Source organism: Pseudomonas sp. PB105, assembly GCF_009764655.1.
Lineage (GTDB): Bacteria > Pseudomonadota > Gammaproteobacteria > Pseudomonadales > Pseudomonadaceae > Aquipseudomonas > Aquipseudomonas cyclaminis.
The window spans coordinates 1-20,222 of record NZ_RWIO01000068.1; the positions used below are offsets into that span (position 1 = coordinate 1).

General features: G+C 60.9%; 12 protein-coding genes. 6 read left to right on the plus strand and 6 right to left on the minus strand.

The genetic code is table 11. The annotated features are described in order from the left end of the window. The first annotated feature begins 609 nt into the window (after positions 1-609). Positions 610-2,697, plus strand: a complete 2,088-nt coding sequence (locus EJD88_RS17970) for an LTA synthase family protein (RefSeq protein ID WP_158878638.1) — start codon at positions 610-612, stop codon at positions 2,695-2,697. 52 nt (positions 2,698-2,749) lie between these two features. Here the strand turns inward: EJD88_RS17970 and EJD88_RS17975 are convergent, their stop codons facing one another. Beyond that, the gene (locus EJD88_RS17975; RefSeq protein WP_015885095.1) at positions 2,750-2,902 is read right to left on the minus strand and encodes a DUF3309 family protein; all 153 of its coding nucleotides are present in this window, start codon (positions 2,900-2,902) and stop codon (positions 2,750-2,752) included. A gap of 330 nt (positions 2,903-3,232) precedes the next feature. On the opposite strand from EJD88_RS17975, the gene EJD88_RS17980 reads away from it, so the two are divergent. Together EJD88_RS17980 and EJD88_RS17985 are read left to right on the plus strand one after the other, a co-directional pair. After that, entirely contained in the window at positions 3,233-4,048 is an 816-nt protein-coding gene (locus tag EJD88_RS17980; protein WP_099586349.1) for an SDR family oxidoreductase, read from the plus strand. A 127-nt stretch (positions 4,049-4,175) separates the two neighbouring features. Next, on the plus strand, positions 4,176-4,373 hold the full coding sequence (locus tag EJD88_RS17985) for a carbon storage regulator (RefSeq protein ID WP_099586348.1): 198 nt from the start codon (positions 4,176-4,178) through the stop codon (positions 4,371-4,373). Positions 4,374-4,378: 5 nt separating this feature from the next. Here the strand turns inward: EJD88_RS17985 and EJD88_RS17990 are convergent, their stop codons facing one another. The 4 genes from EJD88_RS17990 to EJD88_RS18005 are packed head-to-tail and all read right to left on the minus strand — an operon-like array spanning position 4,379 to position 9,432. Beyond that, positions 4,379-4,606 (minus strand): YheU family protein, encoded by a 228-nt coding sequence (locus EJD88_RS17990; RefSeq protein ID WP_003192759.1) that lies wholly within the window; start codon positions 4,604-4,606, stop codon positions 4,379-4,381. Positions 4,607-4,665: 59 nt separating this feature from the next. Continuing rightward, positions 4,666-5,850 carry an osmoprotectant NAGGN system M42 family peptidase gene (locus EJD88_RS17995; protein ID WP_099586347.1) on the minus strand — a complete coding sequence of 395 codons (1,185 nt, stop codon included), beginning with the start codon at positions 5,848-5,850 and terminating at the stop codon, positions 4,666-4,668. 57 nt (positions 5,851-5,907) lie between these two features. Then, positions 5,908-7,656, minus strand: coding sequence for an N-acetylglutaminylglutamine synthetase (gene ngg / locus EJD88_RS18000; RefSeq protein WP_158878639.1), 1,749 nt, complete (start codon positions 7,654-7,656; stop codon positions 5,908-5,910). Between the two features lie 3 nt (positions 7,657-7,659). Continuing rightward, complete coding sequence (locus tag EJD88_RS18005) at positions 7,660-9,432, minus strand: N-acetylglutaminylglutamine amidotransferase (protein WP_099586345.1); 1,773 nt, start codon at positions 9,430-9,432, stop codon at positions 7,660-7,662. 240 nt (positions 9,433-9,672) lie between these two features. Between EJD88_RS18005 and EJD88_RS18010 the strand changes: the two genes are divergently transcribed. After that, the gene (locus tag EJD88_RS18010; protein ID WP_158878640.1) at positions 9,673-14,508 is read left to right on the plus strand and encodes an NEL-type E3 ubiquitin ligase domain-containing protein; all 4,836 of its coding nucleotides are present in this window, start codon (positions 9,673-9,675) and stop codon (positions 14,506-14,508) included. Between the two features lie 10 nt (positions 14,509-14,518). Here EJD88_RS18010 and mnmC read toward each other — a convergent pair whose 3' ends face one another. Beyond that, on the minus strand, positions 14,519-16,516 hold the full coding sequence (gene mnmC, locus EJD88_RS18015) for a bifunctional tRNA (5-methylaminomethyl-2-thiouridine)(34)-methyltransferase MnmD/FAD-dependent 5-carboxymethylaminomethyl-2-thiouridine(34) oxidoreductase MnmC (protein ID WP_158878641.1): 1,998 nt from the start codon (positions 16,514-16,516) through the stop codon (positions 14,519-14,521). A gap of 141 nt (positions 16,517-16,657) precedes the next feature. Between mnmC and pap the strand changes: the two genes are divergently transcribed. Both pap and EJD88_RS18025 read left to right on the plus strand, forming a co-directional pair. Further along, entirely contained in the window at positions 16,658-18,172 is a 1,515-nt protein-coding gene (gene pap, locus EJD88_RS18020; RefSeq protein WP_158878642.1) for a polyphosphate:AMP phosphotransferase, read from the plus strand. 401 nt (positions 18,173-18,573) lie between these two features. Then, entirely contained in the window at positions 18,574-19,758 is a 1,185-nt protein-coding gene (locus EJD88_RS18025; RefSeq protein ID WP_112196328.1) for a thiolase family protein, read from the plus strand. Positions 19,759-20,222: the final 464 nt, after the last annotated feature.

The following is a 20,222-nucleotide window of genomic DNA, read 5'->3' on the forward strand; positions in this document are numbered from 1 at the left end:
TCCGTTTCTGCGGTAACGGCTACTTAGGGTTACGCCCTTACGGCGTGTCACTTTTGTAAAGGCACAAAAGTAACCAAAAGGCCTTCGCCCCAACACTCGGCACCTCGCTTAGGCTCGGTGTGCCCGAACACGGGCTTGAATCCGTGGGCCGCCGCCACGCGCCATCCATGGCGCAGGGCGGCTAACCCGGCGTCCTGCCGGGTTACCCACGGATTCAAGCCTGCGTTCGGCCAGCGTGTTTGACGGGGCGCCTGAGATCAAGATCAAAAGCCAGAGCAACAGCAACAGCGTAAGAGCAAGCAGTTGTGTAGCTACCTATGCCCCGATAGCGGTGTATCAGCCACTCATCTGGCACTGACACACCGCTAGCGGGGGCAAACCCCTCCCACATTTGGTTTCAGGGTGCCCTCTAGATTTGTGTATCGAAATATTCGCTGCACACAATTTTCACAACCCATCCAAGACAATTCCCCGGCTTTTTCTGCCTGCCATTAAAGGCGCTGCAGCGGCGCACGTTCAGTAATTAATAGCCTTGCTGTGACTGATCGGGCACCATTCGCGCCACTGCGATATTTCGTCACTTAAACTTCCAATGGGTCCTGAAACGACATGGCAAACCCGGACGCCCTGAGTCAGCAGCGAGCTTCTAATCGCCTGCTGCAACCGACCGTCAAATCCCATCTGGCGTACACGCTGCTCTGCGCACTGGTCATGATGGTGATGTTCTCCCTGCTGCGCCTGGCGCTGCTGGTCTACAACCGCGAGATGATCCTCGACACACCGGCTTCGACTTTCCTGGAAGCGTTCGCCAACGGTCTGCGTCTTGACCTGCGCCTGGTGGTGTACCTGCTGATCCCGCTGCTGCTGGCACTGTTCAGCGTACGGGCCATGGCAGCGCGAGGCTTCTTCCGTTTCTGGCTGACCATCGCGTCCAGCATCGCCCTGTTCCTGGGCTTGATGGAGATGGACTTCTACCGCGAGTTCCACCAGCGCCTCAACGGCCTGGTCTTCCAGTACGTGAAGGAAGACCCGAAAACCGTGATGAGCATGCTCTGGTACGGTTTCCCGGTGGTGCGCTACCTGCTGGCCTGGGCCGTGGGTACGCTGATCCTGAGCATCGCCTTCAAAGGCGCCGACCGCGCCACGCGCCCACGCGGCCCGTTCAGCGGTGGCAGCATTGGCACGCGCCAGGTGGCGCCGTGGTACAACCGCATCGCGGTGTTCGTGGTCTGCCTGCTGATCGCCGTGGTTGCCGCTCGTGGCACCCTGCGCCAGGGCCCGCCGCTGCGTTGGGGTGACGTGTACACCACCGACTCGAACTTCGCCAACCAGTTGGGCCTCAATGGCACCTTGTCGCTGATCGCGGCGGCCAAGGCCCGGTTCGGTGAAGACCGTGCCAATATCTGGAAGGCTACCCTGGATCAGCCGCTGGCGACCCAGACCGTGCGCGACATGCTGGTACTGCCCCAAGAGAAACTGGTGAATACCGACACCGCCGCCGTGCGCCGTGACTACATGCCACCGGCCGAGAAGACCCTGCCGATCAAGAACGTCGTGGTCATCCTGATGGAAAGCTTCGCCGGTCACTCGGTGGGTGCATTGGGTCGTCCGGGCAATATCACGCCATCCTTCGACAAACTGTCCAAGGAAGGCCTGCTGTTCGACCGCTTCTTCTCCAACGGCACCCATACCCACCAGGGTATGTTCGCCACCATGGCCTGCTTCCCGAACCTGCCGGGTTTCGAATACCTGATGCAGACGCCGGAAGGCAGCCACAAGCTGTCTGGCCTGCCGCAGTTGCTCAGCGCGCGTGATTTCAACGACGTGTATGTCTACAACGGCGACTTCGCCTGGGACAACCAGTCGGGCTTCTTCAGCAACCAGGGCATGACCAACTTCATCGGCCGTAACGACTTCGTCGACCCGGTGTTCTCCGACCCGACGTGGGGCGTGTCCGACCAGGACATGTTCAACCGTGGCCTGCAGGAGTTGAAAGCCCGCGAAGGTGGCAAGCCGTTCTACGCACTGCTGCAAACCCTGTCCAACCATACGCCGTACGCGTTGCCAACCCCATTGCCGGTTGAGAAAGTCACTGACCGTGGCAGCCTCAACGAGCATTTGACGGCCATGCGCTACTCCGACTGGGCCCTGGGCCAGTTCTTTGAAAAGGCCCGCAAGGAGCCGTACTTCAAGGAAACTCTGTTTGTGATCGTGGGCGACCACGGCTTTGGCAACGAACAGCAGATCACCGAGATGGACCTGGGCCGCTTCAACGTGCCGATGCTGATGATCGCACCGGGCATGCAGGAGAAGTTCGGCGAGCGTGACCACACCGTGGGCACTCAGATCGACATTGTGCCGACCATCATGGGCCGCCTCGGTGGCGACACCCTGCACCAGTGCTGGGGCCGTGACTTGCTGAACCTGCCGGAAGGCGATAAAGGCTTCGGCGTGATCAAGCCTTCGGGCAGCGACCAGACCGTGGCCTTGGTTACCGCAGACCGCATCCTCGTGCTGCCCAAGGAGATGCCACCGAAATTGTGGCAATACGAACTGGGCGCCAACCCGACCGGTAAGGTGATTGCTGAATCGCCGGACGAGGCCGCGCTGAAGCAGAAACTTGAATCGTTCCTGCAGACGGCCACCAAAAGCCTGTTGGATAACACCGCCGGCGTAATTGACGGCAAGCCGGACTAACTAACCGGCAATAAAAAAGAGGCCTTTTCAGGCCTCTTTTTTTATGCGGTTTTTATATCCGGCCGAGCAACAACAAGACCAGCAGGACAACCAGCACGACACCCAGGATACCCGACGGGCCATAGCCCCAGTTGCGCGAATGCGGGAACACTGGCAGACCGCCGACCAGCAGCAGGATCAGGATGATAATTAGAATGAGGCTCATGGTTTTATTTCCTTATAGGCCTTGTGCAAGGACTGATGATTAAACATTAGGACCGCAGGTTTAATTACGGGCGCCTTAACAACTCCGACTGCTGCGCGTCGCAGAAAATTCCGTGTTTTTTTAAAGCATTTTGCAAACGTGCTTATTTCTTTTAATACGCTCGCCACTACCCCCTCCTAGTTGAAAAAGATTGAACTTAGGCTATAGGCAGGCATCCGACCGGGCCCACGGTTTGCCTGGGGCATTCAGCAATCTGATGGTGCGTGGGTGGGGGAAAAACCTTCGCTACACTGCCGATCACTTCTTCTGTGAACCACAAGGCTACTTCCTATGCAAAATCGCATGATGATCACTGGCGCCGGGTCCGGTCTGGGTCGTGAAATCGCTCTGCGCTGGGCCCGCGAGGGTTGGCAGTTGGCCTTGTCGGATGTCAGCGAGCCGGGCTTGCAGGAAACCCTCAAACTCGTGCGTGAGGCCGGTGGCGATGGCTTTATCCAGCGTTGCGACGTGCGCGACTACAGTCAGCTCACCGCGTTCGCCCAGGCGTGCGAGGTGAAGCTGGGCGGCATTGATGTGATCGTCAACAATGCCGGCGTCGCCTCAGGCGGCTTCTTCGCAGAATTGTCCCTGGAGGATTGGGACTGGCAGATCGCGATCAACCTGATGGGCGTGGTCAAGGGCTGCAAGGCGTTCCTGCCACTGCTGGAAAAGAGCAAGGGCCGCATCATCAACATCGCTTCCATGGCGGCGCTGATGCAAGGGCCGGCCATGAGCAACTACAACGTGGCCAAGGCCGGTGTGGTGGCGCTGTCGGAAAGCCTGCTGGTCGAGCTCAAGCAACAGGAAGTCGGCGTGCATGTGGTGTGCCCGTCGTTCTTCCAGACCAACCTGCTGGACTCGTTCCGTGGGCCGACGCCGGCGATGAAGGCCCAGGTGGGCAAGTTACTGGAGAGTTCGCCGATCTCGGCGGCGGATATCGCTGATTACATCTATCAACGCGTGGCTGAAGGGGAGTTCATGATCCTGCCCCACGAGCAGGGTCGCATGGCGTGGGCGCTGAAGCAGAAAAACCCGCAGTTGCTCTACAACGAAATGACCACCATGGCCGACAAGATGCGCGCCAAGGCGCAGGCAGTGAAGGGCTGATTCAGTGTTGGTCTGTCAGGCAATTTACCTGCGTTTGTAGGTATTGCCTGATTTGGCTGCCAGCCATTGAAGCCACTCCAGTCATCGCGCATGGTCGGGGTCCTGTCACTCCAAAAGGACAACCGCCATGCTGGTCTTAAGCCGCGCTGTAGGCGAAATCATCTCCATCGGGGATCACATCACCTTGCACGTCCTCGAACTGAACGGTACCCAGGTGAAATTCGGCATTGTCGCGCCAGCGGGAATCAATGTGCACCGCGCCGAGGTGCATCGCAAAATCCTCGAACGCCAAGCCACTCAACCCCAACCTGCTACCAACCCTTGACCCCCTCAATCGAACAGATGCTTGGGCACATCGTGCTTGAGCATCAACTGGCATTGCTCGCTTTCCGGGTCGAACACAATCAGCGCCTGGCCCTTGGTCAGCGCCTGGCGCACGCGCAGTACGCGGGTTTCCAGGGGCGTGTCGTCGCCATTGTCGGTGCCGTCGCGGGTGACGAAGTCTTCGATCAGGCGTGTCAGGGTGTCGACTTCAAGTGCATCGTAGGGAATCAGCATACAAGCCTCAGGGGTTAAGTCCCGGCGATGCTACTGCGCCGGGACGCTGGTTGCCAGTATCAGGACTTCTGACCCACCAGACTGTCCACCGACGGCACACGGGTGTCGCTCTCCATCTGCGTCTCATGTTCCAACTGATGACTGAACCGATCCAGTGAACCCTGGGCCGGTTGCGCATCACTGGCGAACACCGGCGGGCTGAGGATGTACGCGCCCAACAGGCGACTCAGAGCGGCCAGGCTGTCGATATGGGTGCGCTCGTAGCCGTGGGTCGCGTCGCAACCAAACGCCAGCAGCGCCGTGCGGATATCGTGGCCAGCGGTCACTGCCGAGTGCGCATCGCTGAAGTAATAACGAAACAGATCGCGGCGTACCGGCAGGTCGTTTTCCGATGCCAGGCGCAGCAGGTGGCGGGACAGATGATAGTCATACGGCCCGCCGGAATCCTGCATTGCCACGCTGACCGCATGCTCGCTGGAGTGCTGGCCGGGGGCGACTGGCGCAATGTCGATGCCGACAAACTCACTCACATCCCACGGCAGGGCGGCGGCTGCACCGCTGCCGGTTTCCTCGGTGATGGTGAACAACGGATGGCAATCGATCAGCAACGGTTCGCCGCTGTCGACGATGGCTTTGAGCGCGGCGAGCAGGGCGGCGACGCCGGCTTTGTCGTCCAGGTGACGGGCGCTGATATGCCCGCTCTCGGTGAACTCGGGCAGCGGGTCAAAGGCCACGTAGTCGCCCACGCTGATGCCGAGGGAATCGCAATCGGCGCGAGTCGCGCAGTAGGCGTCCAGGCGCAGTTCTACGTGGTCCCAGCTCACCGGCATTTCGTCCACGGCGGTGTTGAACGCATGCCCGGACGCCATCAACGGTAATACGCTGCCGCGAATCACGCCGTTATCGGTGAACAGGCTGACGCGGCTGCCTTCGGCAAAGCGGCTGGACCAGCAGCCCACGGGCGCCAGGGTCAGGCGGCCGTTGTCCTTGATCGCGCGCACGGCGGCGCCGATGGTGTCCAGGTGCGCAGAGACAGCGCGGTCGGGGCTGTTTTTCTGCCCCTTGAGGGTGGCGCGAATGGTGCCGCGCCGGGTCATTTCAAACGGGATGCCCAGTTCTTCCAGGCGCTCGGCGACATAGCGCACGATGGTGTCGGTAAACCCGGTGGGGCTGGGAATGGCGAGCATTTCCAGCAGCACTTTTTGCAGGTAGTTGAGATCCGGTTCGGGGATGGTTCGGCTCATGGAAACTCCTGATCAGATAAAGGCGCTTGTGTGGCAAGGGAGCTTGCTCACCACAGGTCATTGGGCAGTCGGCTGGCTGTGCGGGAAGAGAAGATCCACAAACTTTTCCGCAGTCGGCTGCGGCTCATGGTTGGCCAAGCCGGCCCGTTCATTGGCTTCGATAAACACGTACTCGGGTTGGTCGGCGGCGGGCACCATCAGGTCCAGGCCCACCATGGGAATATCCAGGGCGCGGGCGGCCCGCACGGCGGCGTCCTTGAGGGTCGGGTGCAGGATCGCAGTCACGTCTTCCAGGCAACCGCCAGTGTGCAGGTTGGCGGTGCGGCGCACGGCCAGGGTTTTACCGGGGGGCAGGATGCTGTTGTAGTCGTAGCCGGCGGCGGCCAGGGTGCGTTCGGTTTCGGCGTCCAGCGGGATTTTGCTTTCGCCGTCCGTAGCCGCCTGGCGGCGTCGGCTCTGGGCTTCGATCAACGCACCAATGGAGTGATGGCCGTCACCAATCACTTCAGCGGGACGGCGGATCGCGGCGGCGACCACTTCGAAGCCGATCACCAGAATGCGCAGGTCCAGGCCTTCGTGGAAGCTTTCCAGCAGCACGCGGCTGTCGAATTGGCGCGCCGCTTCGATGGCCTGTTGCACCTCTTCGATGTTGTGCAGGTCCACCGCCACGCCCTGGCCTTGTTCGCCATCCAGCGGCTTGACCACGATGCGCTGATGTTCGTCGAGGAACTCCAGGTTGTCATCGGCGCTGCCCGCCAGTTGCTGCGACGGCAATTGTAGACCGGCGGCCTTGAGCACCTTGTGGGTCAGGCTCTTGTCCTGGCACAGGGTCATGCTGATGGCGCTGGTCAGGTCGCTCAATGACTCACGGCAGCGCACACGGCGCCCGCCGTGGCTGAGGGTGAACAGGCCCGCGTCGGCATCGTCCACCTGCACATCGATGCCACGACGATGGGCTTCTTCGACAATGATCCGCGCATAGGGATTGAACCCTGCCTGCGGGCCGGGGCCGAGAAACAGCGGTTGGTTGATGCCGTTCTTGCGCTTGATCGCAAATGTGGTCAACGCCCGAAAACCGAGCTTGGCGTAGAGGCTTTTGGCCTGACGGTTGTCGTGCAGCACCGACAGGTCCAGGTAGCTCAGGCCCCGGCTCATAAAGTGCTCCACCAAGTGGCGCACCAGCACTTCGCCGACGCCGGGCCGCGTGCATTGCGGGTCGACCGCCAGGCACCACAGGCTGCAACCGTTCTCCGGATCGTGAAAGGCTTTCTGGTGATTGAGACCCATGACGCTGCCGATCACCGCGCCGCTGTCTTCATCCTCCGCCAGCCAGTACACCGGGCCACCTTGATGGCGCGGCGTGAGGCGCTCGGCGTCGACGGGCAACATGCCGCGTCCCTGATACAGCTGGTTCACGGCCAGCCAGTCAGCTTCGGTTTGCACCCGGCGGATACGAAAGCCGCGAAATACCCGCGTAGCCGGGCGGTAGTCGGTAAACCACAGGCGCAGGGTGTCGGACGGATCGAGGAACAACTGCTGCGGGTCGATCCCGAGAATCTGCTGGGGCGCGGCCACATACAGGGCGATGTCGCGCTCACCGGGCTGCTCGTGGAGCAACGCCTGCGCCAAGCTTGCTGGATCAGGAAAGGTATGCCCGATCAACAACCGGCCCCAGCCGCAATGCACCGCAATCGGTTCGGCGGCCAGGGGGCTGCCATCTTCGGCCAGTCGGGCTTGCAGGCGCTCGTAGGTCGGCGCCTGGCCCTTGAGCAAGCGTTGGCTATAAGCCGCTGCGTGGGGTTTCATCAATCAGATTCCTTGTTCGCTGAGCCACAGGTTCAGCGCCGCCAATTGCCACAGCTTGGAGCCGCGCAACGGGGTCAATTGGCCTTGAGGGTCGGTCAGCAGGCGATCAAGCATGGCCGGGTTGAACAGGCCACGATCCTGGCTCGGGTCCAGCAACAGTTCACGCACCCAGTTCAAGGTGTCGCCTTGCAAATGCTTGAGGCCGGGCACCGGGAAGTAGCCTTTCTTGCGGTCGATGACTTCGCTCGGGATCACGCGGCGCGCCGCTTCCTTGAGTACCTGCTTGCCACCGTCGGGCAACTTGAACTGGCCTGGCACGCGGGCCGAGAGTTCCACCAGGCGGTAGTCGAGGAACGGCGTGCGCGCTTCCAGGCCCCAGGCCATGGTCATGTTGTCGACGCGCTTGACCGGGTCGTCCACCAGCATCACGGTGCTGTCCAGGCGCAAGGCCTTGTCCACCGCTGCATCGGCGCCGGGCATCGCGAAATGCTCGCGCACGAAGTCGCCAGCGGCGTCATTGGCGGTCAGCCACTTGGGCGCGACGGTGGCGGCGTAGTCGTCGTAGCTGCGGTCGAAAAACGCCTCGCGGTACGCCGCATACGGATCGCTGGCGCCATCGACGTGCGGGTACCAGTGGTAACCGGCGAACAGCTCATCGGCGCCCTGGCCGCTTTGCACCACTTTGCAATGCTTGGCCACTTCCCGCGACAGCAGGTAGAAGGCGATGCAGTCGTGGCTGACCATCGGTTCGCTCATGGCGCGGAACGCGGCCGGGAGTTGTTCGATGATCTCGCTTTCGGCGATGCGCAGTTGGTGGTGACGGGTGCCGTAATGCCTGGCGATCAGGTCCGAGTACTGGAACTCATTGCCCGCTTCGCCGCCGGCGTCTTCAAAACCGATGGAAAAGGTCGATAGATCCTGTACGCCGACTTCCCGCAGCAGGCCGACGAGCATGCTCGAATCAACGCCGCCGGAAAGCAGCACGCCCACATCCACCGCCGCCCGTTGGCGGATCGCCACGGCGTCGCGGGTGCTGTCGAGCACGCGGTCGGTCCAGTCTTGCAGGGTGAGGTTTTTTTCGTCCTCACGCGGGCCGTAGGGCAGGGTCCACCAGGTTTTCTGTTCAGTCTTGCCGTCGGCGTCGATGCGCATCCAAGTCGCTGGCGGTAGTTTTTCGATCCCCGCCAGCAGGGTGCGCGGCGCAGGCACCACAGCATGGAAGTTCAGGTAGTGATTGAGCGCCACCGGATCGAGGATCGGGTTGATATCGCCGCCCTTGAGCAGCGCCGGCAAGCTTGAGGCAAAGCGCAGGCGCTGGCCGGTGCGCGACAGATACAGAGGCTTCACGCCCAGGCGGTCACGGGCGATGAACAGGCGCTTGGCGTCGCGTTCCCAGATGGCGAAGGCAAACATGCCATTGAGCTTGGGCAGCAGCGCTTCGCCCCAGGCGTGGTAGCCCTTGAGCAGCACTTCGGTGTCGCCGCCGGAATAGAAGGCGTAGCCCAGGGCTTCAAGCTCTTCACGCAGTTCCGGGAAGTTGTAGATCGCACCGTTGAAGGCCAGGGACAGGCCCAATTGGGCGTCGACCATCGGTTGGGCGGAGCCGTCCGACAGGTCCATGATTTTCAGGCGACGATGGCCCAGGGCAATCGGCCCTTGAGCCTGGAAACCCCACGCGTCAGGTCCGCGTGGCGCCAGGTGATGGGTGATTCGCTCCACGGCTGCCAGGTCGGCAGGTTGGTGATCGAAACGCAGTTCTCCAGCTAATCCGCACATAAAGTCCTTACCGGTTTTTCCGTTGGGGAGGGAAGAAGTACCAAGCGCCAAAACGGCGGGTACCCAGAAACTGACCGGGGTGGATGCGCGGAGTTTTAGATCAATCTGTTATAAGGCAGATGGCCGCAGCCCTTGAAAGGCCTTGGAGCAAGCGTACAACCTGCGGCTTTTTATACCGCCTTTGGCCGTGATACCGGACCTATTGTTCGAGCCCATTCGACTCAATAAGGACCCCTGCTGATGACACAGCAACACTCACTGGCGCAAGTCACCCACCCGTTGACGCAGGACCAACTGCTCGGCGCGCTGTTGGAGATAACCGGCGACCTGGATAAAGCCATGGTGCTCCAGGCAACGCTGCCGCCTTGGCTGATCAAAGCCAAACCTGAGGTTTTGAAAGCCCTGGAAGACGATTATCGCGAGAGTCAGTTCCCACGCGAGCGTGCTTTGCGGCTGCTGAAGCAGATCAAACCGCTCGACGAATTTTGCCGCGAAAAGCTCAAGGCGTATTTAGCGGCCAAGGGCCTTGGCTCTTTGGACCTCGACCATGATCTGCTGGAAATTCCCTGGCGCACCATCAGCGGCATAAGTCCTTTGTTGGGCGGCATGCTTATCGAGACGCAGACCTTGGAGCACCACAGCCTGCTGCAGGCGGCCATGCAAAACTTTCCCGCATCCCGCGCCGAACCTGATGGTCTGCCGCAAGGAACCGTGATCCGTCAGGGTGCCAAAGGGGAGGTGCTGGCAAGTCCCAAGGCCCATGAGTTCATTGGTTATTGCCGGGAGCTGGATGTGGGCGAAGCCTACCAGGCGCATTTGCGTGAGCACTTCAACCTGCCGGGCCCCGATGAAGCGCCCATGGAGACTTTGCGAGGTTACAACCCGGCTGTCTCCGATATTGGCCAATCGCGCTGCAGTGATATGAAAGTTGATTTGCACATCGCCTGCGCCAAGGGCGACATCGCGGAATCGACGTACGGTCTGTTACTCAAGGCCGTCAACACCGGCCTGGCAGCCAGTCAACTCAACGAACTGTTGTTCAATGGGCGGCCGCTGGTATGGCATGGCCTGAAAATTCGTGGCGCGTGTGTATGGAGTGTGTTGGTGTTTTGCGGTAACTCACAGACCGACTTTGTCCACGGTCCGTTGGTGGTGTACATGCCCAAAGATCCGCTGCGTCCGCTCTTCGAGTACTCGACGCTGCACGATTTCAGCACCTACTTGATCTCCAGACTCGAAGTCGCCAGCTATCGCAGCGCATTCGCCGCTTATTTGGATGAGTCCGAACGGCTTAGTTTTTTTGAGCAGTTCGATAAAGACAAAAACCTGGATCAAATGGATCCCTTGCCGGTGCTCACCAGCCTGACCACATTCTTTTTCAACAGTTGTGTCGGAAAACTGCAGTTGGATGCCAGGGAGCTGGCAGTACCGGTTGCGGACGTCGACGAAGACGCGCGTAAGCAGCGTCTGCAGCGCTACCTGAATATCGGTTTGACGCTGTTGAATGTCGCCGGGCTGGTGGTGCCGGCGTTGGGGCAGTTGATGATGGGCGTGGCCGTTGGCGAGTTGTTGGGTGAGGTGTTTGAGGGCGTGGAAGACTGGAAACATCGCGACAACGCCCACGCCCTTGAACACCTGATTAACGTGGCGCAAAGCATCGCGTCCATGGCGCTGTTCGCCACTGGGGTCAAAGTGGTAGGCGGGGTGGCCAGGCGGGTACTCAGCAGGGCTCCCGATTTTTTTGAAGGCGTGGAGGCTGTCAGTCCGTCGGATGACGCGGTGCGCTTGTGGCGTAGAAGCAGTACACCGTATCGACAGCCGTTGACGCTGGAAGGCAAGGTTGCCAGCCCAAAAGGGGTGTATCAGGCCAATGGCCAGTCATACGTCAAGATCGATGGCGGCGTTTACTCGATTGCCTACGATGAGCGGATCGGTCGTTGGCGAGCCCGTCACCCGAAACGCGACACTGCCTACCGACCCTCGTTGCAGCACAACGGCCAGGGCGGGTGGCAGTTTGCGTTCGAACGCCCTGAAGAATGGGATAACCCCAACTATATCTTGCAGCGATTGGACCCCAGCCTGGCCTCGTTGCCAGAGGGGCACCTGCAGGATATTGCCGCCATCACCGACATGACCCTGGCGCGCTTGCAACAACTGGCGAGGCAGAACCGCCCGCTGTCCGAGCGATTTCATGAATGCGCGTTGCGCTTTGAATACAACCAGGAGGTGCGTGATCTGCGCTGGCAAATGGAACACGATGCGCCGCTTGATCCCACTACCGCAAAGGTCCAGATGATGGCCTTGCCCTTTATGGAGGGATGGCCCAAAGGGCGCTTTTTCGAGGTGCTGGACCCTGAAGGGTATGTGCTTGAGCGTCACCCCGATACGGCGCCGTTTGACTATGAAGACTTGAGCATCCACCTCACCGAGCAACAACTGAAGGACGGCGAGGTGATGTCAACCACGCTGGCCGCGCTTGATCACGAGGAGAAGGCGCTGTTGCTGGGGGGAGCTGTTGAGTCCGGCGCGGAGCACGGCGTGCTCAAGCAACGATTGATGGCATCGCTGCAGCAACGCCATCGACAGGTCTATGAGGCGCTTTACCAAAACGGCGATGTTATCGATCAGACCGATCATGGGTTGCTCAAGGGCCATTACCCGCAGTTGCCTCTGGGCGTGTCAAGGGAGGTTGTAGGTCAGGCATCGGCCGCCAATCGCTGGCGGTTGCGCCAGACCGGGCGGGTGCCTCTGCGGCTGGCTCAGCAGGCGCGCGAGGCCTTGGATACATTGGTCGAGGACCAAGCGCTGATCGGCTTGTACCTGCCGGAGTTGGCTAACGATGCGACACGCCGCATGGTGCTCGGCTTGGCCCCTGGCCTTGAGGGGTGGCCGGCTGACCTGAGGCTGCAATTGCGCGACGGGTCGCCCACAGGACGGCTGCTGGGCCAGGTCGGCAGCGATACGGCCACGGCATCGCGTACCCTGGTCAAAGTGGGCGCAGACTTCCAGGCGTTCGATGAGACGGGGGCGCCGCTGGGGATACGTAGCAATGGGCGTGAGGGGCTGTATCAGGCCCTCGTCGATGCGTTGCTCCCTGTTGATTTGGCCGGTATGGACGTGCAGAGCGCGAGTCAGTTGCGTTATCGGATAACCGAGCAGGCGCAGAAGCAGCGAAGGCAACTCTCGCGTTTCGTCTGGCCCGAACGTGCCGAGCCCAAGGAAATGCCAGCATCCTGCATTCAGTCCTGGCCTGGGGAGCCGGCCCGGTTTCCCAGGGGCCTGGTGCGCAAGGTGCGCAAACTCTACCCGTCGTTCAACGATCAGCGCATCGCGACATTCCTCCAAGCGCTGGGAACCGATCACTTGTCTCGCGCCAGAGCGGTCAAGGCGCTTAAAGAACAGTTTGAGCAATTGCGTCGAGCATTGGGCCGGTGGGCCAGGGAAAGGGTTGCGTCGACGCCGGCGGGTTATACGTCGGCGGACTATCGACTCAGTCGCCTGCAAGCGGTGCAGGCAATCGAGAGCAGTTGGCAGCACGCCTCGTTGCTGCCCGATGAGTTGGGGGAAAAGGTACCCGGCCTGATGCTTGATGGCATGGCCTTGGGCTCACTGCCGACCTTGCCGCCAGGGGTCAACTTTGATCATGTCCAGCGCTTGTCGTTGAATCATATGGGGCTTGATGATGATGTGGCGTACTTCCTCAAGCACTTCAAGCAATTGCGCACGCTGGAACTCTCCGACAATCAGCTCACGCGGCTGCCTGAGGTGCTGTCGCGGATGCCGGAACTCAAGCGTGTGTACCTGGACAGCAATCGCTTGCAACTGACGGAGCACACCCGTGTAAAACTGGCCGGCCTGACTGGCCTTACATTGCTCAATCTGAACAACAACCCTCTGATAGATCCGCCTGCGATCAGCAAAATGTTTGATCTGCGCACCCTGGCGTTGCGAAATTGCCGGTTGAGAAACGTGCCCGTCGGCTTGTTGCGCCTGCCCTATCTGGAGCATGTCGATCTTCGTGAAAATGATCTGCTTGAGCTGCCGGATTGGCTGTTCAGCGTGCCACGCACGCGCGCCGAGGTGATTAATCTGCGCCATAACCCGCTGGGCCTGCGCAGTCGTCAATTGTTGCGCAACTATCGCAACAACGTAGGCGTGGGCATGGGGTTCCTGGAGGACGACATTGCCCGTCTGAATGAGCAGAAAGCCCGGGAGTTGTGGCTGGCGGATGAGTGGCTTGCCCACTACTCCCAACGGAGCACGACGTGGTCAGGGCTGCGGGATGAACCGGGATCTGATGGTTTGTTCAAGCTGCTGGCGGAGTTGGGGGGGACGGCGGACTCCACCCATGTGCGTGAGGACCTTGAACACCGGGTCTGGCGGGTGCTGGAGGCTGCGAGTGCCCACGCGGAGTTGCGTGAGGAGGTGTTTGAGCGCGCAGCGACACCTTTGAATTGCGACGATGCTGCCGCCACGAGCTTCAGTAACCTGGAGGTATTGGTCGAAATTCACGAGGCGGCGCAACAGGTCGAAGGCGGCCACGTGACGGCCCAGTCACTGTTGAGGCTGGGTCGAGGTCTGTTCCGTCTGGACCGGTTGGAGCGCATGGCGCAAGCCCACAGTACGGAGCATCCCGCTGCCGATCCGTTGGAAGTCAGCCTGGCGTACCGAACGGGGCTGGTCGACAAATTCTATTTGCCGGGGCAACCCCGGCACATGCGCTTTTCCCGTTTGGCCGGGGTTTCGCAAGCGGCGCTGAGCACCGCCGAACTTAAAGTCAAAGCGGATGAATTGTCTCCCAGGCTTATAAAGTTTTTGATGGAATTACCGTTTTGGACGCGTTATTTGAAACGCACCTCCAGCGCTTCCTTCGACGCCTTGAACGAGCCGTTTGACCAGCGCATGCAAACGGTCTTCGACCAGAGCCTGACCCTTGACGACGTTGATTACCGTGATCAGATGAACGAAATACTGCGCGAACAAGGGCTGGCGGAAAAAGCCGAAATTGAGCGCTTGACCCTCGAAGCGCTGAAGCTCGATGAAACGCCCCAGGTGTGTGCGCTCCCCATTGGTTAAGGATGCCTGATCAACCTTGCTCGGGTTTGGCCGCGTTGCTTCGAATCAACGACCGAACGGCGAATCGATTGGGGTGACAGGCCTCGGCCACGCTTCGCGGCAGGGGCAGGGGCTCGTTATCCAGCCAGGCCGCCAAGAGTTCGCCGGACAGCGGCGCGGTGATCAACCCACGGGAGCCGTGGCCGCTGTTGACGTAAAGGCCTTGCAGCCACGGGCAAGGCGTCTGCGGCACATGGCGCGCGTCTTTGCGCAGCGCGTCAAAGGTGTGAGCAAAGGCTGGGTGATCCGCCAACGGACCGACAATCGGCAAGTAGTCCGGGCTGGTGCAGCGGAATGCGGCGCGACCGTCCAGCGTCTCCGGGGCGAGCGTGTCAGCGTGCAGGCGTTGCGTCAGGTCGGTGGAGATCTCCTGCAGCAGGGCCAGGTTGCTGGCGTGTTCGGCGGGCGTCGGGGCCAGGTCATCGCTCTTGAAGTCGAAACTGGCCCCTAACGTATGTTCCCCCAGGCGTGCGGGCGCCACATAGCCTTCGGCACACACCACCGTGGCAAGCGCGGCGCTGGCGGCGGTTTGCGGCAAGCGGGTGATCTGCCCACGGATGCGCTTGAGCGGCAGCTCGGCGCAGGCGGCAAAGCGCTTGACCTCCGTAGCGCCGGCGAGCACCACCACCGGCGCGCTGGCCAGCAGCGTCTGGCCTTCCCAGGCCTGCCAGTGGCCATCGACTTTGCGCAGTTCAAGCACCTCATGGTGGGCCAGCACCTGAACCCCAGGTTGCTGCGCCTGCCACTGGCAGAGTGCCGGCGGATGAACCCAGCCACCCTCGGGGAAAAACATCCCGCCCGTGGCCAAGGTAACGCCGGCCTGAATCTGGGCCTGGTCTTTATCCAGCAGATGCAACAGTTCCGGCGCGAACGCCTGGGCCAGCTGCGCCTGGCGCTCGGCCTCCTTGGCATTAAAGGCCAATTGCAGCACGCCGCAGCCGTCCCACTCCACACCGCGTTGCAAGTGTTGCAGCAGGCGCCGGGTGTGGCCGAATCCGCTGACAATCATCTGCGACAAGGCCGTGCCATGGGCCGACAGCTTGAGATAGAGCACGCCCTGCGGATTGCCGGAAGCCTCCTGAGCGAGCCCTGCGTGACGTTCCAGCAGGCTGACCTGCCAACCCCGCGCCGCGAGGCTGGCGGCACTGGCGCAACCGGCCAGCCCGCCGCCGATGACCAAGGCGCGGCGCTCGCCCGTGTGCACGGGCGGGCGGGCAAACCATGGCTTGAGGGCGGCGGGAGGTGGCACGTCGTCCGGCCAGCCGAGGAACTCGCCGCGCAGCACTTCCCATTTGTGGCCGATGCCGGGGGTGCGTTTCATCTTGAAGCCGGCGGCGTTGATCAGACGCCGGACCCAGCCGGTGCTGGTGAACGTGCTGATGGTTGAACCGGGTGCCGCCAGCCGGGCAAGCTCGGCGAACAGCTCGGCGGTCCACATGTCGGGGTTTTTCGCCGGGGCGAAACCGTCGAGAAACCACGCGTCGACCTGGGCATCCAGCTGCGGCAATTGCTCCAGGGCGTCGCCGATCAACAGGGTCAGGGTGACGCGCCCGCTGTCCAGCACCAGGCGCTGGAAACCTTGATGAATCGCGATGTACTGCGCCAGCAGTGGCTCGGCCAGGGCCTTGAGCTGCGGCCACAGGGACAAGGCGCGGGTCAGGTCGGCGGGGCTGAGCGGGTATTTTTCAACGCTGACAAAATGCAGCCGGGCGCTGGCCGGTGCGTGCTCATTGAACAACTGCCACGCGCAGAGGAAATTCAACCCGGTGCCGAAGCCGGTCTCGCCGATCACAAAGCACGCGCCCTCGGGCAGGTCGGCAAAACGCGCCTGCAGACGGTTCTGTTCGAGAAACACGTAACGGGTTTCTTCCAGGCCCGACTTGTCGGAGAAGTACACATCGTCGAAGACCCGCGAGTGCGGGCGGCCTTGGTCATCCCAGTCGAGCTGGGCGTGGGATACGGGGTTCATGGGCGGCTCGAAGAAGACAAGGCGGCCATTCTAGCTGATCAACCGCCATTGAATTGACCCATGGCAAGCGCGTGTGCAATTTCCTCCCGCGTGTTGCGGCCCAATCCGCTAGTCTTGAGCCATCTTGAAACGGAGCTGCCCATGTTCGAATCCGCCGAAATCGGTCACGCCATCGACAAAGACACCTATGAGGCCGAAGTGCCGGCCCTGCGCGAGGCCTTGCTGGAAGTGCAGTACGAGCTGCAACAGCAGAAACGCTTCCCGGTGATCATCCTGATCAACGGCGTGGAAGGCGCGGGCAAGGGCGAGACCGTCAAGTTGCTCAATGAATGGATGGACCCGCGCCTGATCGAAGTGCGCACCTTCGACCAGCAGACCGACGAAGAACTGGCCCGACCACCTGCCTGGCGCTACTGGCGCCAACTGCCGGCCAAGGGGCGCATGGGCATCTTCTTCGGCAACTGGTACAGCCAGATGCTGCAAGGCCGCGTGCACGGGCAGATCAAGGACGCACGGCTCGACCAGGCCATCGCCGGCGCCGAGCGCCTGGAGAAAATGCTCTGCGACGAAGGTGCGCTGATCTTCAAGTTCTGGTTCCACCTGTCCAAAAAACAGATGAAAGCGCGGCTCAAGGCCCTGGCCGACGACCCGCTGCACAGCTGGCGCATCAGCCCGTTGGACTGGCAGCAGTCCGAGACCTACGACAAGTTCGTGCACTTCGGCGAACGCATTCTGCGCCGTACCAGCCGCGACTATGCGCCTTGGCATGTGATCGAAGGTGTGGACGCGCATTACCGCAGCCTGACCGTGGGCAAGATCCTTCTGGATGGCCTGCAAAATGCGCTCAAGCAGGCCAAAGGCAAGGCCAGCGGCATGAACCCCGCACCCTTGATCCCTTCGGTTGACCAGAAAAACCTGCTGGACAGCCTCGACCTGTCCCTGCGCTTGGACAAGGACGACTACGAAGAACAGCTGATCACCGAGCAGGCACGGTTCTCTGGCCTGATGCGCGACAAACGCATGCGCAAGCACGCGTTGATCAGCGTCTTCGAAGGCAATGATGCAGCGGGCAAGGGCGGTGCGATCCGTCGGGTGGCCGCGGCGCTGGACCCGCGCCAGTACCACATCGTGCCGATAGCTGCGCCCACTGAAGACGAACGCGCCCAGCCTTACCTGTGGCGGTTCTGGCAGAAGATCCCGGCGCGCGGCATGTTCACCGTGTTCGACCGCTCCTGGTACGGCCGCGTGCTGGTGGAACGCGTCGAAGGCTTTTGCAGCACGGCAGACTGGATGCGGGCCTATGGCGAGATCAATGACTTCGAAGAGCAACTGCGCGATGCGGGGGTGATCGTGGTCAAGTTCTGGCTCGCCATTGATAAGGACACCCAGCTGGAGCGTTTCCAGGCCCGCGAGGAAATCCCGTTCAAACGCTTCAAAATCACCGAAGACGACTGGCGCAACCGCGACAAATGGGACGACTACCGTGCTGCGGTGGGCGATATGGTGGACCGTACCAGCACCGAAATCTCGGCCTGGACCCTGGTGGAGGCCAATGACAAGCGCTGGGCGCGGGTCAAGGTGCTGCGCACGATCAACCGGGCGTTGGAGGAGGCGTTCGACAAAACCGACAAGCACGATAAGAAGAAAAAGAAATAACGTTTTTGTAGTGAGCAGGCTTGCCCTGCGCCGGGCTGCGAAGCAGCCCCAACACTGCCGATCAGTTTTGCCTGAAAAACGCGTCGACTGGATTGGGGCCGCTTCGCGCCCCAGCGCAGGGCAAGCCTGCTCACCACAGGGATCAGGTTCACCAAAGGAATCAGGTTCACCACAGGGATCAGGTTCACCAAAGGGATCAGGTTAATCAGAGGGATCAGGTTCACCAGAGGGATCAGGTTCACCAGAGATATCAGGTTCACCACAACGAGCCGGTTCCCCCAATAGCCCTATCGCCTCGCCCGGCCATGGTTTTGTATATGCCGGATGAATGATCATCGCGGCTGTGGGGGCCTGCATCTATTCTCGATCCATACCCCATAACCACAAGATCGAGGTAGCCCATGCGTGAAGTAGTCATCGTCGACAGCGTACGAACCGGCCTGGCCAAGTCCTTTCGCGGCAAGTTCAACCAGACCCGCCCGGATGACATGGCGGCCCATTGCGTCAATGCGCTGCTGACCCGCAACGGCATTGACCCGGCCACGGTGGAAGACTGCATCGTCGGTGCCGGCTCCAACGAGGGCGCACAGGGCTACAACATCGGGCGCAACGTGGCGGTGCTGTCGCAGTTGGGCACTGGCACGGCGGGCATGACCCTCAACCGATTCTGCTCGTCGGGCTTGCAGGCGATTGCCATCGCGGCCAACCAGATTGCCTCGGGGTGCAGCGACATCATTGTCGCCGGTGGCGTGGAGTCCATCAGCCTGACCATGAAAAGCGTCAACACCGACAACCTGATCAACCCGCTGCTGAAAGAGCAGGTGCCGGGCATTTACTTCCCCATGGGCCAGACCGCCGAAATCGTCGCGCGTCGCTACAACGTCAGCCGTGAAGAGCAGGATCAATACGCCCTGCAAAGCCAGCAACGCACGGCCCAAGCCCAGGCTGATGGCCTATTTGACGATGAAATCGTGCCCATGGCGGTCAAATACAAAGTCGAGGACAAGAACACCGGCGCGGTGCAGATTCTCGACGGCGTGGTCGAGCGCGACGACTGCAACCGCCCCGACACCACCCTGGCCAGCCTGCAGGGTCTCAAGCCAGTGTTTGCCGAGGACGGTTCGGTGACCGCAGGCAACTCGTCGCAACTGTCCGACGGCGCGTCGATGACCCTGGTGATGAGCCTGGAAAAAGCCCTGGAACTGGGGCTCAAGCCCAAGGCGTTTTTCAGAGGTTTTACCGTGGCCGGCTGTGAGCCGGACGAGATGGGTATCGGCCCGGTGTTCTCGGTGCCCAAGCTGCTCAAGGCGCGTGGCTTGCAAGTGGCGGATATTGATCTGTGGGAACTCAACGAAGCGTTCGCTTCCCAGTGCCTGTATGCGCGCAATCGCCTGGAAATCGACAATGCCAAGTACAACGTCAACGGGGGCTCGATCTCCATCGGCCACCCTTTCGGCATGACCGGCTCGCGGCAAGTCGGGCATCTGGTGCGTGAGCTGCAGCGACGCAACCTGCGTTACGGCATCGTCACCATGTGCGTGGGCGGCGGCATGGGGGCGACGGGTTTGTTCGAAGCCGTTCGCTAGTCGTCGAGGGTTCCTGGCGCGGGTCACTTGTGCCCGATCGATACAGAGGGGGAGCGTGCTCCCTCTCTGCGCATCTACTGTTCAGTAATAACAAGGCACCACTTTTTTAACTCGGTAGTGGGTGTTGGCCCGCCACTGCGGTTATTTTTAGTGCCTGTAGTTTGGTTCTTACAGCTAAGTCGCACGATTAAGTTTTGATACTTATCGGCGTGTAGTTCATTTCCTTCGGCTATTTTAATTTTTGTTGGAAAACAGCCATGTTTTCCTGCGCGTCCTAGTGCCTTGCGACTACTACGTTATAGGACGTATACGACTTACATTTTTAAAGTGCAGGGTGGAGACTTTCCTGGCGTTGAGCGGAGCCTGAATAGCAATACAAAAAGTTGTAAAAGTACTTCAGGATCAACCGACTTAATGGCGCGGGCGACACCGCTCGTTTAAATCAGCCCTGCACTTATCGGCTG